The sequence below is a fragment of the Modestobacter sp. KNN46-3 genome (assembly GCF_011039295.1).
The window spans coordinates 39726-54538 of the sequence record NZ_JAAKGN010000014.1; the positions used below are offsets into that span (position 1 = coordinate 39726).

The 14813-nt window shown below is 76.2% G+C and carries 12 protein-coding genes; 11 read left to right on the top strand and 1 reads right to left on the bottom strand.

The features are described from left to right. Window positions 1–39: 39 nt before the first annotated feature. From G5C62_RS05855 to G5C62_RS05895, 8 genes are all read left to right on the top strand, one after another. On the top strand, window positions 40–3501 hold the full coding sequence (locus tag G5C62_RS05855; protein WP_164700269.1) for a TM0106 family RecB-like putative nuclease: 3462 nt from the start codon (window positions 40–42) through the stop codon (window positions 3499–3501). A 144-nt stretch (window positions 3502–3645) separates the two neighbouring features. Continuing rightward, on the top strand, window positions 3646–4647 hold the full coding sequence (locus G5C62_RS05860; protein ID WP_164700270.1) for a siderophore-interacting protein: 1002 nt from the start codon (window positions 3646–3648) through the stop codon (window positions 4645–4647). 20 nt (window positions 4648–4667) lie between these two features. Then, window positions 4668–4814 carry a hypothetical protein gene (locus tag G5C62_RS05865; RefSeq protein ID WP_036337061.1) on the top strand — a complete coding sequence of 49 codons (147 nt, stop codon included), beginning with the start codon at window positions 4668–4670 and terminating at the stop codon, window positions 4812–4814. Continuing rightward, window positions 4811–5224, top strand: a complete 414-nt coding sequence (locus tag G5C62_RS05870) for a hypothetical protein (protein WP_036337059.1) — start codon at window positions 4811–4813, stop codon at window positions 5222–5224. Before G5C62_RS05865 ends, G5C62_RS05870 begins: the two co-directional genes overlap by 4 nt. A 115-nt stretch (window positions 5225–5339) precedes the next feature. Then, window positions 5340–6539 (top strand): hypothetical protein, encoded by a 1200-nt coding sequence (locus G5C62_RS27465; RefSeq protein WP_206330491.1) that lies wholly within the window; start codon window positions 5340–5342, stop codon window positions 6537–6539. 101 nt (window positions 6540–6640) lie between these two features. Then, window positions 6641–7879, top strand: coding sequence for a sensor histidine kinase (locus G5C62_RS05885; RefSeq protein ID WP_164700272.1), 1239 nt, complete (start codon window positions 6641–6643; stop codon window positions 7877–7879). After that, entirely contained in the window at window positions 7876–8523 is a 648-nt protein-coding gene (locus tag G5C62_RS05890) for a response regulator transcription factor (protein ID WP_036337263.1), read from the top strand. The genes G5C62_RS05885 and G5C62_RS05890 overlap by 4 nt, the downstream gene beginning before the upstream one ends. Before the next feature lie 32 nt (window positions 8524–8555). After that, window positions 8556–9158: a TIGR03086 family metal-binding protein gene (locus G5C62_RS05895; RefSeq protein WP_052091322.1), complete on the top strand. Its 603-nt coding sequence runs from the start codon at window positions 8556–8558 to the stop codon at window positions 9156–9158. A 4-nt stretch (window positions 9159–9162) separates the two neighbouring features. Here G5C62_RS05895 and G5C62_RS05900 read toward each other — a convergent pair whose 3' ends face one another. Continuing rightward, window positions 9163–10122, bottom strand: a complete 960-nt coding sequence (locus G5C62_RS05900) for a hypothetical protein (RefSeq protein ID WP_164700273.1) — start codon at window positions 10120–10122, stop codon at window positions 9163–9165. A gap of 218 nt (window positions 10123–10340) precedes the next feature. On the opposite strand from G5C62_RS05900, the gene G5C62_RS05905 reads away from it, so the two are divergent. The 3 genes from G5C62_RS05905 to G5C62_RS05915 all read left to right on the top strand — a co-directional run. Then, window positions 10341–11735: an MFS transporter gene (locus G5C62_RS05905; protein ID WP_241175720.1), complete on the top strand. Its 1395-nt coding sequence runs from the start codon at window positions 10341–10343 to the stop codon at window positions 11733–11735. A 114-nt stretch (window positions 11736–11849) separates the two neighbouring features. After that, window positions 11850–13313 (top strand): ethanolamine permease, encoded by a 1464-nt coding sequence (gene eat / locus G5C62_RS05910; protein WP_164700274.1) that lies wholly within the window; start codon window positions 11850–11852, stop codon window positions 13311–13313. Continuing rightward, window positions 13310–14813: ethanolamine ammonia-lyase subunit EutB (locus tag G5C62_RS05915; protein WP_241175721.1), on the top strand; the 1504-nt coding region annotated here is incomplete at its 3' end. The genes eat and G5C62_RS05915, both read left to right, overlap by 4 nt.

Here is a 14813-nt window from a genome sequence, read left to right on the forward strand (position 1 = left end):
CTGCAGCTCCTCCACCAGGGGGAGGGGACGGGGGCAACGGTGTACGAGTCCGACGGCGCGCTGGTGGTCAGTGCCAGTGACCTGACCGGCTTCATCGAGTGCGAGCACCTCACCCGGCTGTCCCTCGAGGTCGCCCGCGGCTCCCGCAGCCGCCCGCCGGCGGTCGATCCGATGACCGAGCTGGTCGCCGCCCACGGCATGGCGCACGAGGAGCGGCACGTGCAGCGGCTGCGCGACCGGGGCCTGTCCGTCGTGGAGGTCACCGGTCCGTCGGGCAAGGACGCCGCCGGGCTGCGTCGCTCTCAGGACGAGACGCTCGCCGCGATGCGCGCCGGCGCGGACGTCGTCTACCAGGCCACCTTCTTCGACGGCACCTGGCGCGGGCACGCCGACTTCCTGCTCAAGCGCACCGATCGGGTCAGCGACCTGGGGGCCTGGGCCTACGACGTCGCCGACACCAAGCTGGCCCGCCGCATCAAGGTCCCGGCCCTGCTGCAGATGGCGCTGTACGGCGACCTCCTGGCCGGGCTGCAGGGCGTGCCGCCCGAGCTGCTCACCGTGGTCACCGGCGACCAGCAGGAACTGGTCTTCCGGTACTCCGACGCGGAGGCGTACACCAGGGCCGCCCGCACCCGGTTCCTCTCCGGGCTCGCCGACGGGGAGCTGGCGCCGCCGTACCCGAACGCGCACTGCGGCGTCTGCCCCTGGCGGGACACCTGCACGGCGCGCTGGCGCGAGGAGGACTCGCTGTCCCTCGTGGCCTTCATGCGCCGCGACCACGCGACCGCGCTGGTCGAGGCCGGTGTCCCGACCGTCACCGCGCTGGCCACCCGCGCCCCCGACGAGCTGCCCGACGCCATCGGCCGCAGCTCGCGGGAGCGGCTCACCCAGCAGGCCCGGCTGCAGGTGCAGGAGCGCGAGTCCGGGCTGCCGAGCTACGAGTTCCTGTCGCGCGAGCCGGGGCGGGGCTTCGAGCTGCTGCCGCCGCCGAGCGCCGGCGACCTGTTCTTCGACATCGAGGGCGACCCCTTCGCCGGCGATGCCGGGCTGGAGTACCTGTGGGGCGTCCTGGACACCGCCGGGGAGTTCACCGCCTTCTGGGGCTGCGACCCGGCCGCTGACGACCAGTCCGCTGCCGAGCGGCTCGCGTTCGAGGCGCTGGTCGACCACCTGACCGCGGCCCACGCCGCCGACCCGGCGATGCACGTCTTCCACTACGCGCCCTACGAGCCGACCCGGCTCAAGACGCTGTCGGCCCGGCTGCAGACGCGGGAGGCCGAGGTCGACCGGCTGCTCCGGGGCGACGTCCTCGTCGACCTCTACGCCGTGGTGCGCCAGGGGCTGCGGCTGAGCAAGGAGTCGTACTCGATCAAGCAGGTGGAGGACTACTACCGCGGGCACACCCGCGCGCACGGGGGGGACGTGTCGGACGCCGGGGAGAGCATCGTCGCCTTCGAGCGCTGGCTCGCCACCCGCGACCAGGCGCTGCTCGACCAGATCGAGGCCTACAACCGCGACGACTGCGTCTCCACCCGGGAGCTGCGCGACTGGCTGGAGGCCCGGCGCACCGAGCTGCTCGCCTCGGGCGCGCGGCTGGGCCGGCCGGAGGACGGCGACCCGGACGGCTCTGCCGAGAACGCCGCGGCGCAGGAGCTGCGCGAGGAGCTGGAGCTCCGGCTGACCGCCGGGCTGCCCGACACCGACCGGACCCCGGAGCAGGAGGCCACCTGGCTGCTGGCCCAGCAGCTGGGGTGGCACGCCCGGGAGGCCCGCTCGGCCTGGTGGGAGTACTTCCGGCTGCGCGACCTGGCGGCCGACGACCTGGAGCGGGAGACCCCGGCGCTGGGCCCGCTGGAGGCGCCCGAGCTGGTCGGTGCGGCCCAGCGGTCGCAGCACTGGCGCTACCGCTTCCCGCCGCAGGAGACCAAGGTGTCGGCCGGCAACCGGTACGAGCACCTGTTGCCCGACGCGGACGGGAAGCGGCTCACCAGCTCGGTCGTCGACATCGACCCGACCGCCGGCTGGGTGGTGCTGGCGCGCGGCGCCGCCGCCGCGCTCGAGCACCCGACCGGGCTGCTGCCCACCTCGCCACCGAGCGACAAGCTGTTCCGGGCCGCGCTCACCGACCTCGGTGAGCAGGTCGCGGTCAGCGGCATCGACGCCCCGGGCCCGGCGCGGTCGGCCCGCGACCTGTTGCTGCGCCGACCGCCGCGGCTGCTCGCCGAGGCGCCGCAGCGCGATCCCGGGGAGGAGTCGGCGGCCGCGGTGCGTCGGCTGGCCGGGCTGCTCGACGGCGGGGTGCTCGCGGTCCAGGGCCCGCCGGGAGCCGGCAAGACGTACACCGGGGCCCGCGCGGTCATCGACCTGGTCCGCGCCGGCAAGCGGGTGGGGGTGACCGCCTCCAGCCACAAGGTGATCGGCAACCTGCTCGACGCGGTGATGGCGGCCGCCCGCGAGGCCGGGGTGCCGGTCCGGGCGCTGCAGAAGGCCGACGAGCTGCAGCGGTGCGGCGACGCCGACGTCCAGTGCGTCGGCTCCAACGGGCAGGTCGTCGACGCACTCGACGGCGGCGACGTCGACCTGGTGGCCGGCACCTCGTGGCTGTTCGCCCGCCCGGAGCTGGCCGGTCGGCTGGACGTGCTGGTGGTCGACGAAGCCGGGCAGCTGTCCCTGGCCAACACCCTGGCGGTGAGCAGGGCCGCGGCCGGCCTGGTGCTGCTCGGCGACCCCCAGCAGCTCCGCCAGCCGGGTCGGGGGATCCACCCCGACGGCGCGGACGTCTCCGCACTGCAGCACGTGCTGGGCGAGGAGGAGGTGCTGCCCGCCGACCGGGGGGTGTTCCTGGACCGCAGCTGGCGGATGGCGCCTGCGCTGTGCCGGGTGGTCTCCGGGCTGTCCTACGGCGGGGAACTGCAGCCCGCGCCGGTCACGGCCGGCAACGAGCTCGACGCCCCGGCCCGGTGGGCGGCGCCGGCCGGGATCGGCTGGGTGCCGGTGGTGCACGAGGGCAACGGCTCCGCCTCGCCGGAGGAGGCGGCCGTCGTCGCCGAGCTCGTCGCCGGGCTGATCGGCCGGAGCTGGCGGACCGGCGAGGTCGAGCGGGTGATGGGGCCGGCCGACGTCCTGGTCGTCACCCCGTACAACGCGCAGGTCAACCAGCTGCGCAGCGCGCTCGCCGCAGTCGGGCTGGGTGGGGTGGAGGTCGGCACGGTGGACAAGTTCCAGGGCCGGGAGGCGGCGGTGGCGGTCTTCTCCCTGGCCGCCTCCAGCGGTGCCCACGTGCCCCGGCGGCTGGACTTCCTGCTCGACCGACACCGGCTGAACGTCGCGCTGTCCCGGGCGAAGACCGTCGCCTATCTCGTGGGCAGCCCGGCGCTGCTCACCTCGCCGGTGCAGACCCCGGAGCAGCTGCGGCTGGTCAACGGCCTGTGCCGCCTGGTGGAGATCGCCACCGCGGCGGCCCGGCCCGCGCCGCCGGCCCCGGCCGTCGCCCAGGTGTGAGCACGGCGGGGCGGGCGGCGCGTGTTCGGTGAGCCGCTGCGGGTAGCCGTTCCTGCTCCAGGGATTCCCTCGATGGTCTGGTTAGGCTAGCCTCACCATCGTCCGGTTGCGCACGAGCCGGTCACGACGAGCGCGGGAGCAGCGATGACCACGGCGGTGACCGGACGTGCCGGAACGGCGGTTCTCGAGAACCTCACCGAGCCGCAACCGGCGGTCCCGCAGCCGGTCGCCGCACCGAGCTACCGCTTCTTCAGCGCCACCGTGGGGCGCGTCCAGCGGCTGAGCCCCACCTTCCTGCGGCTCACCCTCCGCGGCCCGGAGCTCACCGGCTTCGGCGCGGCCGGCGACGACCAGCGGATCAAGCTGGTGCTCTCCCGGGACGGCGCCCCGGTCACCGACCTGCTCACCGACGGCCCGACCTGGTACCAGGACTACTGCGCGCTCCCGGACGAGCGCCGCCCGTACCTGCGCACCTACACCGTGCGCGCCGCCCGCCCGGAGCTCGGCGAGCTGGACGTCGACGTCGTGCTGCACGGGGTCGAGGAGGGCCACTCCGGCCCGGCCGCCAGCTGGGCCGCCACCGCCGTCCCCGGCGACCCGATCGTCGTGCTGGGCCCCGACCGGCCCCGCCCCGGCCGGGCCGGGTCCGGCCGGCCCTGGGGGGTCGAGTGGGCCCCACCGGCCGACGGCCCCCTGTTCCTCGCCGGGGACGAGACCGCCGTCCCGGCGATCAGCGCGATCGTGGAGGCGCTGCCCGCCGGCCGGCGCGCCATCGCCGTGCTCGAGGTCCCCGAGGCCCGGGACGTGCTGTCGCTCGCCGTGCCGCCGGGGGTGGAGGTCCGCTGGCTCGTCCGCGGGGGTCGCGCGCCCGGCGAGGCGCTCGGCACGGCGGTGCACGCCGCTCTCTGCGAGCTCGGCGTGGCCGCCCGCACCGCCGGGCAGGAGCTCGAGGACGTCGACCTGGCGGGCGGCGTCCTCTGGGAGGTGCCCGACGAGGGCGGCGCCGACGGCTGTTACGCCTGGCTGGCCGGGGAGGCGGGCATGGTCAAGAACCTCCGCCGCCGCCTGGTCCGCGACCTCGGCGTGCCGCGCACCTCGGTGGCCTTCATGGGCTACTGGCGGCTGGGCGCAGCCGAGGGCAGCTGACCCTCGCTACGGTCGGACCCGTGCTCCGCCTCCTGCTCCTGCTGCTCCTCGTCTGGGTCGCCGTGACCGTGGTCGGCGTGATCGTCGAGGGCCTGTTCTGGCTCGCCATCGTCGGCCTGCTCTTCTTCGTCGCCACCGCAGTGCTCGGCGCGTCCCGACGACGATGACGACCCTGCTGGTCGACGTCGCCAACACCGTGGGCGCCCGGCCCGACGGCTGGTGGCGCGACCGGGCCGGCGCCACCGCCCGGCTGCTGGAGCAGCTCGCCGCGCTGCCCGGCCGGGAGCTGGCCGGGCCCGACGGCGAGCCGGTACCGGTGACCGCACTGGTCGCGGTGGTCGAGGGACAGGCCCGGGACGTCGCGGCCCCGGCCGGCCTACGGGTGGTCCGGGCGGCCGGCAGCGGCGACGACGCGCTGGCCGCGACCGCCGCCGACCTCGCCGACGGCGACGACGACCTGCTGGTGGTCACCGCCGACCGCGGGCTGCGCGACCGGCTCCCCGCCGTCGCCCGGATCGCCGGGCCCGGCTGGCTGCTGGCCGCGGCCGACCGAGCGGCCGACCCGGCCGAGGGCTGAGCCACCCGCACGGCGGAGGCGGATCCCCCGAGCGGGGGAGCCGGTGGTCGAGCGCGCTCACGACGCTGGACGGCGACCCCGGGACCCACCCGGGCCGCTGATCCGGAGGTCCACCGTGACCCTCGACCCTGCCGCCGCGCCAGCCCATGCTGTCGGCCACAGCACGCCCACCGTCCGCCGGCTGCTGGCCGCCGGCGTCGGTTGGAGCGTGCTGCACGCGCTGCTGGCCCCGCGCTGGCTGCTGGACCCGGGCAGCTGGCCCGGACTGGACGCCGACGAGCGGTACGGCGTGCTCTCCCTGCTCGACCGCACGTCCACGGCGTGGACCCTGCTGGCGCTCTCCGGCGCCGGCCTGCTCCTCGTCCTGCTGACCCGCCGGCGGGGCGGATCACCCCTGCTGGTGGCCGCCATGGCGGTGCAGGCTGCGCTCCTCGGCGTGCTCGCCGCTGACCTCGGCTCGCTGGTGCTGCTGGGCTATCTGGCCGCGATCGTCGGCCCGGCCACCTTCCTGGTGGTCTTCACCGTCGGGGCGGCGCGGGACCGGCGCACCCGGCCGTGGCTGATCGGGGTGGCTGCGGTGGTCGCCGCCGGGATGGCCGCCGGGCTGCTGCGGCCGGGCACGGTGACCGACCTCGCCGGCGAGCTGGGCTCCGGTTTCGCCGAGCACGCGATGCCGCACCTGCACCTGGCGCTGCTGCTGGCCGGCGCCATGATCTGGGGCACCACCGCGATGCTGCTGCGACGGTCGGCGACCGGCCGGTGCGCGGTCTGCGGGCGCCCCGGTGCCGCGTGGACCCGGCCCGAGGCGGCCCGGCGCTGGGGGACCGTGGCCACCTGGATCGCCGTGGCCGGTCCGCTGCCGTACGCCCTGCTGCGGATGACCTGGCTGACCCCGTGGCCGCTGGGCATGCCCACCGATGCGGTGCTGGAGCCGCAGATGCGGTTGTTCGGGCTGGGACTCGGCTTCGCCGCGCTCGGCGGGGCGGTGCTCACGCTCGGGCTCATCCGGCCGTGGGGTGAGGTCTGGCCGCGGTGGGTGCCCGGGCTGCACGGCCGGGCGGTGCCGGTGCGGGTCCCCGTGCTGGCCGGCGGGCTGGTCGCCGTGGCCCTGCTGGCAGCCAGCCCGGCGTTCCTGGCGATGGCGGTGGAGCGGCTGCTGGCCGGCGACCTGGGCGACGCCGCTCTCGTCCTGGTCTTCCCGACGCTCCCCTGGGGACTGGCGCTGGCCGCGGCGGTGACCGGCTACGCGTTCCGGCGCCGGGGCACGTGCGCCACCTGCGGGCAGGGCGAGCCGGCGCTGTCGGTGCGCGACTGACCGGGGCCCCCGACGCCCGCGCCGATCGGGTGGCGCGGGCGTCGTCCGGGTCTTGTCCGGCTGGAGAGGATGGCCTCGTGGCTCGACAGGTGGCTCGAGAGGTGACGCGGCGGACGGCGGCCCCGGCGGTGCGCCGCTCGCTGCACCGCTGGCTCTACCTGCTGCTGGGCGGGGCCATCGGGGTGGCGGTCGGGATCGTGCTGGCCTGGCCGGTGCAGGTGATCGCCACGTCCGGCCTGCCGCCGGTGCTGATCGGGGTGCTCGTGGTGCTGCTGGTGGCTGCGCCGGTCGTGGCGGTCGGCGCGCTCGCCGAGGTCCGGCCGGTGGAGGCGGTCGCGGTCGGTGGGCTGCTGGCCCGTGAGTTCACCGACCGCCCCGGGCCGTCGACCAGCGCGCCGCAGCGGGCCCGCACCGCGCTGCTGCTGGCCCTGCACGTGCTGGCCGGCACGGTCGTCGGTGCCCTGCTGGTCATCGGTGTGCCGTCCGCGGTGGTGCTGGTGGCCGTGCCGGGCGGCGCGGGGGCGGAGGACCTGCTGGGGATGGCCGTGCCCGCTGGATGGCCGGTCCGGGTCGGGCTGGCCGCCGGCCTGCTGCTGCTCGTCGTGGCCGGCGGGGAGCTCCTCGGCCGGGGCCTGGCCGCGGTCGCCCCCCGGCTGCTGGCCGGCTCCACGGCCGAGCGGCTGGCTGCGGCCGAGGCCTCGGTGTCGGTGCTGACCGGCCGGGACCGGCTGGCCCGCGAGCTGCACGACAGCGTCGGGCACGCGCTGAGCCTGGCCAGCGTGCAGGCCGGCGCCGCCCGCCGGTTGCTCACCCGCGACCCGGTGGCCGCAGAGGAGGCCATCCGGGCGACGGAGGACGCCACGCGGCGGGCACTGGTCGACCTGGACCACGTGCTCGGCCTGCTGCGGGCGGAGGAACAGGCCGCCGCCGACGTCGCCCCGGCCCCGGACCTGCGCGACCTGGCCGAGCTGGTCGGCACCGCCCGGGCTGCCGGTGCAGTGGTCTCGGTGGAGGTCCGTGGCGCGGTCGAGAGCCTGCCGGCGCTGGTCTCCCGGGAGGCCTACCGGATCGTGCAAGAGGGGCTGACCAACGTGCTGCGGTACGCCCCGGGCACTGCCTGCCGGCTGGTGGTCGACGCCGCCGGTGACGACCTGGCGCTGACGCTGGCCAACACCGGGCCCGGCGCGGCTGCCGCCGGGTCCGGCGGTGGGCGCGGGCTGCGCGGCGTGCGGGAGCGGGTGCGCGACCTCCGGGGCGAGGTGCGGGCCGGCGTCGCCGAGGACGGCCGGTGGCAGCTCGCCGTCCGGCTGCCGGTGCACGCCCGGAGCGCGGTCCGGTGACCGTCCGGGTGGCGCTGGTCGACGACGAGCCGATGATCCGTCGCGGCCTGGCCGCCGTGATCGGTGCGGAGCCGGACCTGTCGGTGGTCGGGGAGGCCGGGGACGGCGCCGACGTGCTGGACCTCGTCGGCCGCACCTCGCCGGACGTCGTCCTGATGGACGTGCGGATGCCCCGGCTGGACGGGATCGCCGCCACCCGGGCACTGGTGCGGGCCGGCTCGCCCGCCCGGGTGCTCGTGCTCACGACCTTCTCCAACGACGACCACGTCTTCGACGCACTGGCCGCTGGCGCCGACGGGTTCCTGCTCAAGCGGTCGACGCCGGAGGAGCTGCTGCACGGCATCCGGACGGTGGCCCGCGGGGAGTCCTTGCTGTTCCCCGACGCCGTCCGGGAACTGGCCCGCCGGCACGTGCGCGCCGCCGACCCGGTCGCTGCGCCGGGGCTGGCGCGGCTGACGGAGCGGGAACGCCAGGTGCTCGGGCTGATGGCCCAGGGGCTGAGCAACGCCGAGATCGCCGGAGAGCTGTTCCTCGGCGTGGAGACGGTGCGCACCCACGTCGCCGCGGTGCTCGCCAAGACCGGGGCCCGGGACCGGACGCAGGCCGTGGTGCTGGCCTACCGCTCGGGCTTCGTCCCCGGCTGAGCTCCCGGGCGGACAGGGTGCAGGCTGCCTCCATGACCTCGCCCCTCAGCCCGCCCGCCGCGGTGCGCGCCGCCTCGGACCTGGCCGCCACCGCGCTGGCCGCCGTCCGCCCCGAGCAGCTCACCGCGCCCACGCCGTGCGGCGACTACGACGTCCGCGCGCTGGTCGACCACCTGGCCTGGGCCGCCCTGCTGTCCCAGCGGTCGGCGACCGGCATGCCGCTGGAGCAGGACGGGAGCAGCCTGCGGCCGGCGCCGTTCCTGGACGGCGTGCCGGTGGAGCAGTGGGCCGCTGCCGTCCCCGTCGAGCTGGACACCGCGGCCGACGCCTGGGCCGACCGCGCCGCCTGGGAGGGCGAGACGCTGCTCGGCACCACGCCGATGCCCGCCGGGGTGGTCGGCCCGCTGATGCTCGCCGAGTTCGCCGTGCACGGCTGGGACCTGGCCCGGGCGATCGGCGCCGGCTACGACGTCCCGGCCGGGCTGGGGGAGGCGGTGCTGGCGGCGGTCGAGCCGTTGGCGCCGATGGGCCGGGACGGCGGCTGGTACGGGGCCGCGGTGCCCGTGCCGGCCGACGCCCCCGCCTTCGACCGGGCGCTCGGGCTCGCCGGCCGGGACCCCGGCTGGCGGGCCTGACCGGTCAGTCGAGCATCGTGACCACGCGCAGCCGGGTCGAGCGCCGGCGGCCGGGCAGGCAGGCGGACAGCGCGAGGACGACGGCCACGCCGTCCTCGATCAGCGCGGCCTGCCAGTCCGGCATCAGGTCGGCTGCCCAGCGCCGCCAGGCCAGGCCGCCGAAGGAGCCGGCCGCGGCACCGGCGGCGCCGGCCAGCACCGGCAGCGCGGCGTTCTGCCCCTGGCGTCGGGCGAGGAGCCCGGCGCCGCCGGCCCCGCTGGCCAGGCGCGAGGGGAGGACGGCGGGGCTGGTCCGCGCCGGGATGCCCGGCTGCTTGTCGGCGTACACCTCGCCGCCCACCGAGAGCAGGGAGCCCAGCTTCTTGACGACGCCGGTGTCGGCGGCGGTGAGCGTCGGCGCGGCGAGCCCGAGGGAGCTGCGGCACCCGGCCGCCGTGCCGAGCAGCAGCGAGCGGGCGACCAGCCCGGCCGAGGCGCGCTGCTTGACCAGGACCCGCTCCTCCCGCGTCGGCAGCGCGGAGACGACCGCCTGCACGGCCGCACCGTAGGCGAGGTGGGGCACCGCGTCGGCCGCCCAGTCCGATGACGTCCAGGTGCGCGGATCGGTCACGCCCAGCGCCGCCGTCGGCCCGTCGGTGGCCGCCATCGACGCGGCACCGACGACGACCGCACCGACCGGCCCAGGCATCCGCACCCCGCCGGCGCGGGCGAGGCTGGCCAGCAGGCCGACGCCCAGACCGTTGCCGATCCCCAGGAGCGCACCGAGCCCGGTGGTCCGGGCCTGCCGCTCCGCACCCCTGCCCGGCACCTCCACGCCGGCGGCGTCGGCGAGCGCGGCGGCGGTCCGGTCCGGCACGGTGCTGGCTGGACGGCCGCGGCGCAGCATGTCGGCGTAGGTGACGGCGTTGAGGGCGGTGGTGCCGGCGGCGCCGGCGAGCAGCCCACGAGCGAAGGTCCCGGTCATGCCCTGACCCTCGTTCTCCTGCGCCGCTCCGGCAACCGCAGGGGCGGCCGGGACGTGGGGTGCGACACCGTGGGCGCTCTCACGCCGGGTGGACCCCGGATGGACACGCATTGCGCACGTCCGAGTGGCACCGTAGGAGACAGCGCCCGAGGTCGTGTGCTCCCCGACCCCCGCCAGCCGTTCCGCGGTGCTGCGCGTCCACTCCCTGAAGGTCTCCCATGGTCATCTCTGTGCCCTCCCGTGCCCCGGGGCTGCTCCGTTCGGTGCTCGCCCGGGCCGTCCCCTCGTCCACCCCGCCCTCGCTGCGCCGGCTGCGGGTGGCCGTCGCCGTCCTCTTCGGTCTCGACGGCTTCGTCTTCGGCAGCTGGGCCGCCCGGGTGCCCGATGTCAGCGCCGCCACGGGCGCCGGCCACACCGCCCTGGGTGTCGCGCTGCTGTGCCTGTCGCTCGGCGCGCTCGCCTGCATGCAGGTCACCGGTGCGCTGTGCACCCGGTTCGGCACCGGGCGGGTGGCGGCGCTGGCCGGCGTCGCCGCCAGCCTCAGCGCCGTCCTGCCCGGGCTGGCCGGCACCCTCCCGGCACTGTGCGCCGGGCTGTTCCTGTTCGGCGCCGTCACCGGTGCGGTGAACGTCGCCGCCAACAGCGTCGGAGTGCAGGTCGAGGCGCGCGCCGGGCGGCCGTTGCTGTCCGGGCTGCACGCCGCGTTCAGCGGTGGCGGTCTGGTCGGTGCCCTCGTCGGCGGACTGGCCTCGGCCGTGATGGGGGTCGCCCCGCACCTGGCCGGCGTGGCGATCGTCGGCCTCGTCGCGATGGCCTGGGCCGGGCCGGTGCTCGTCCGCGGCGACCGCCCGGAACCGGCGGCCGACCTGCGGGCGCCGGCCGCCGAGGGCACGCGCAGCGCCCGTCCCACCGGCGTCCTGGTGCTGCTCGGTGCGGTGGCCGGGGCGACCGCCTACGGCGAGGGCGCGCTCAGCGACTGGGGTGCGCTCCACCTGCGCGAGCAGCTGGCCGCCGCTCCCGCCCTGGCAGCCGCCGGGTACGCCGGCTTCTCCTCGGCGATGGCCGCCGGTCGGCTGGCCGGTGGTCGGCTGGTGCTCGCCCTGGGCGAGCGGCGACTGCTCGTCGGCGGCTCGTTGCTGGCCGCGGCCGGCGCGCTGGCCGCGGTGACGACGACGTCGCTGCCGGTCGCCCTGGCCGGTTTCGTGCTCGTCGGGCTCGGGCTGGCCAACGTCTTCCCGCTGGCGATCGCCCGGGCCGGTGCACTCGGCGGGCCCTCGGGCGTCGCGCTGTCCACCACGGTCGGGTACACCGGCCTGCTCGGTGGCCCGCCGGTGATCGGCTTCCTCGCCGAGCACGCCGGGCTGCCCGCCGCGCTGGGCACGGTGGCCCTGATGGCGGTGCTGGCCGCGGTGCTGGTGCTCGGCATCGAGGGCGAGCAGGTGCGGCGCCCACCGCTGCCCCGGCGCGGCTGGACGCAGCCGGTGCTCTTCGGTCGGCGCCCGGTGGCGGTCGTGCTGCGCCCGGTCGGTGTGGTGCTGCGCCCCGCCGCCACCCGCGCGCACGTCGGCGCCTGCAGCTACGTGCGCGACCTGCAGCTGCTCGAGCTCGGCTGACCGGCGTCTTGTGAACAACGTGTTCCGGGACGTCGCACCCCGTTGACCGGCGGGTGCGAGGGGAACACGCTGGCCCCCGCCTGATCCCAGGGGCCACGAGTCGGAGGACCGCAGATGACCGTCGAACCCGCACCCGCCCGAGCAGCACACGGACCGGGGCGGGGGGTCGAGGCGGAGACGGTCGACGCCGGCTACCTGGAGAAGCGGCAGCTCCGTGGGGGGACCGCCGGCTGGGTGCTGCTCGCCGGGCTCGGCGTCGCCGCGGTCATCTCCGGTGACTACGCCGGCTGGAACTTCGGGTTGGAGCAGGGCGGGTTCGGCGGGCTGCTGATCGCCGTCGTCCTGATGGCGGTCATGTACTCGGCGATGGTCTTCGGCCTGGCCGAGCTGGGCTCCGCCCTGCCGACCGCCGGCGGCGGCTACACCTTCGCCCGCCGGGCGCTGGGGCCCTGGGGTGGTTACGCGACCGGCGTTGCGGTGCTGATCGAGTACGCGATCGCCCCGGCGGCGATCGCCACCTTCATCGGTGCCTACGTCGAGTCGCTCGGGCTGTTCGGCATCACCGACGGCTGGTGGGTGTACCTCGTTGCCTACGGTCTGTTCATCGGCATCCACCTGCTGGGCGTCGGTGAGGCGCTGAAGGTGATGCTGGTGATCGCCGCGGTCGCCGTGGCCGGGCTGGTGCTCTACCTGGTCGGGGCGGTCCCGGCCTTCGACGCGGCCAACCTGACCGACATCGCGCCCACCGACGCCGCCGGCGCCTCGGAGTTCCTGCCGTTCGGGCTGATGGGCATCTGGGCGGCGTTCCCCTTCGCCATCTGGTTCTTCCTGGCGGTGGAGTGCGTGCCGCTGGCCTCGGAGGAGGCCCGCGACCCGGCCCGCTCCCTGCCCCGGGGCATCGTCGCCGCGATGGGCCTGCTGCTGGTGCTGGCGGTGCTGATGCTGGTGTTCACCGCCGGTGCCGGGGGCGCGGAGGCGATGTCGACGAGTGGTAACCCCCCGGTGGAGGCGCTCGAGGTCGCCGGGGCCGCCAGTGGGCTCACCACGGTGATCAACTACGCCGGGCTGGTCGGCCTGGTCGCCAGCTTCTTCTCGATCATCTACGCCTACTCCCGGCAGACCTTCGCGCTCTCCCGCGCCGGCTACCTGCCCCGGGCCCTGTCGGTGACCAACTCCCGCAAGGCGCCGGTGCTGGCCCTGCTGGTCCCCGGTGCCATCGGCTTCGCGCTCTCGCTGACCGGGCAGGGCGCGATGCTGCTCAACATGGCCGTCTTCGGGGCGACGGTCTCCTACGTGCTGATGATGGTCAGCCACATCGTGCTGCGCCGGCGGGAGCCGGACCTGCCCCGGCCCTACCGGACACCCGGCGGGACGGTCACCACCGGCGTGGCCCTGGTGCTCGCGGCGGCCGCCGTGCTCGCGACCTTCCTGGTCGACCCCGTCGCCGCGGCCTGGACGCTGGTCGCCTACGCCGTCTTCATCGGCTACTTCGCCCTCTACAGCCGCCACCACCTGGTCGCCTCCGCGCCGGAGGAGGAGTTCGCGCTGCTGGCCGCCGCCGAGGAGGACGTGCGATGACGGTCCGCCGGACGACGCTGGGCGGGCACACCCACGAGTTCCGCTCGCTGACCGACGTGCTGGCGAAGGCGACGCCGGCCCGCTCCGGCGACGTGCTCGCCGGGGTCGCCGCGGAGTCGCAGGCCCAGCGGGTCGCCGCGCAGCACGTGCTCGCCGACGTCCCGCTGGCCACCTTCCTCACCGAACCGGTGGTCGGCTACGACGAGGACGACGTCACCCGGCTGATCCTGGACACCCACGACCCGGCTGCCTTCGCCCCGGTCTCCGCACTGACGGTGGGGGAGTTCCGCGACTGGCTGCTGGCCCGCGCCGCCGAGCGGGACGAGGCGGCGATCTCCGGCCTGGCCCGCGGGCTCACCCCGGAGATGGCCGCCGCCGTCTCCAAGGTGATGCGCAACGCCGACCTGGTCGCGGTCGCCCGCCGGACCCGGGTGGTCACCGGCCTGCGCAGCACGCTCGGGCTGCCCGGCCGGCTGGCGTCCCGGCTGCAGCCCAACCACCCCACCGACGACGCCGTCGGGGTGACCGCGGCAATCCTGGACGGGCTGCTGCACGGCAGCGGCGACGCCGTCATCGGGATCAACCCGGCCACCGACTCCCCGGCGCAGACGATCGCGCTGCTGGAGCTGGTCGACGCGGTGATCAGCCGGTACGAGATCCCCACCCAGTCCTGCGTGCTGGCGCACGTGACCACGACGCTGCGGGCGCTGGAGGCAGGTGCGCCGGTCGACCTGGTCTTCCAGTCCGTCGCCGGCACCCAGGCCGGCAACCGCGGCTTCGGCGTCACCCTCGACCTGCTCGCCGAGGCGCGCGCCGGTGCGCTGGAGCTGGGCCGCGGGACGGTGGGGGCCAACGTCACCTACTTCGAGACCGGGCAGGGTTCGGCGCTGTCGGCCGACGCGCACCACGGCGTCGACGGCCCGGTCGACCAGCAGACGCTGGAGTGCCGCGCCTACGCCGTCGCCCGGCACTTCGACCCGCTGCTGGTGAACACCGTCGTCGGGTTCATCGGGCCGGAGTACCTCTACGACGGCAAGCAGGTGGTCCGGGCCGGGCTGGAGGACCACTTCTGCGGCAAGCTGCTGGGCCTGCCGATGGGCGTGGACGTCTGCTATACGAACCACACCGACGTCGACGGCGACGACACCGACACCCTGACGCTGCTGCTCGGCGCGGCGGGCTGCTCGTTCGTCATCGCCGTCCCCGGCTCGGACGACGTGATGCTGCACTACCAGTCGCTGTCGTTCACCGACGTCCTCACCGCCCGCTCGGTGCTGGACCTGCGGCCGGCGCCGGAGTTCGAGGCGTGGCTGGCGATGATGGACCTGCTCGACGACGCCGGCCACGTGCGCGAGCTGACCCCCGAGGCGCCCGCGGCCCGCGCCCGGGTGGCGTCCCGCAACACCGCCCACGGGTCCGGCTCCCCACCACAATGGCCATTTTGGTGGTCGGGGGTGGTCATGGGCGGGCGGCGGCGAGCAGCTGTCTCTTATACCCATT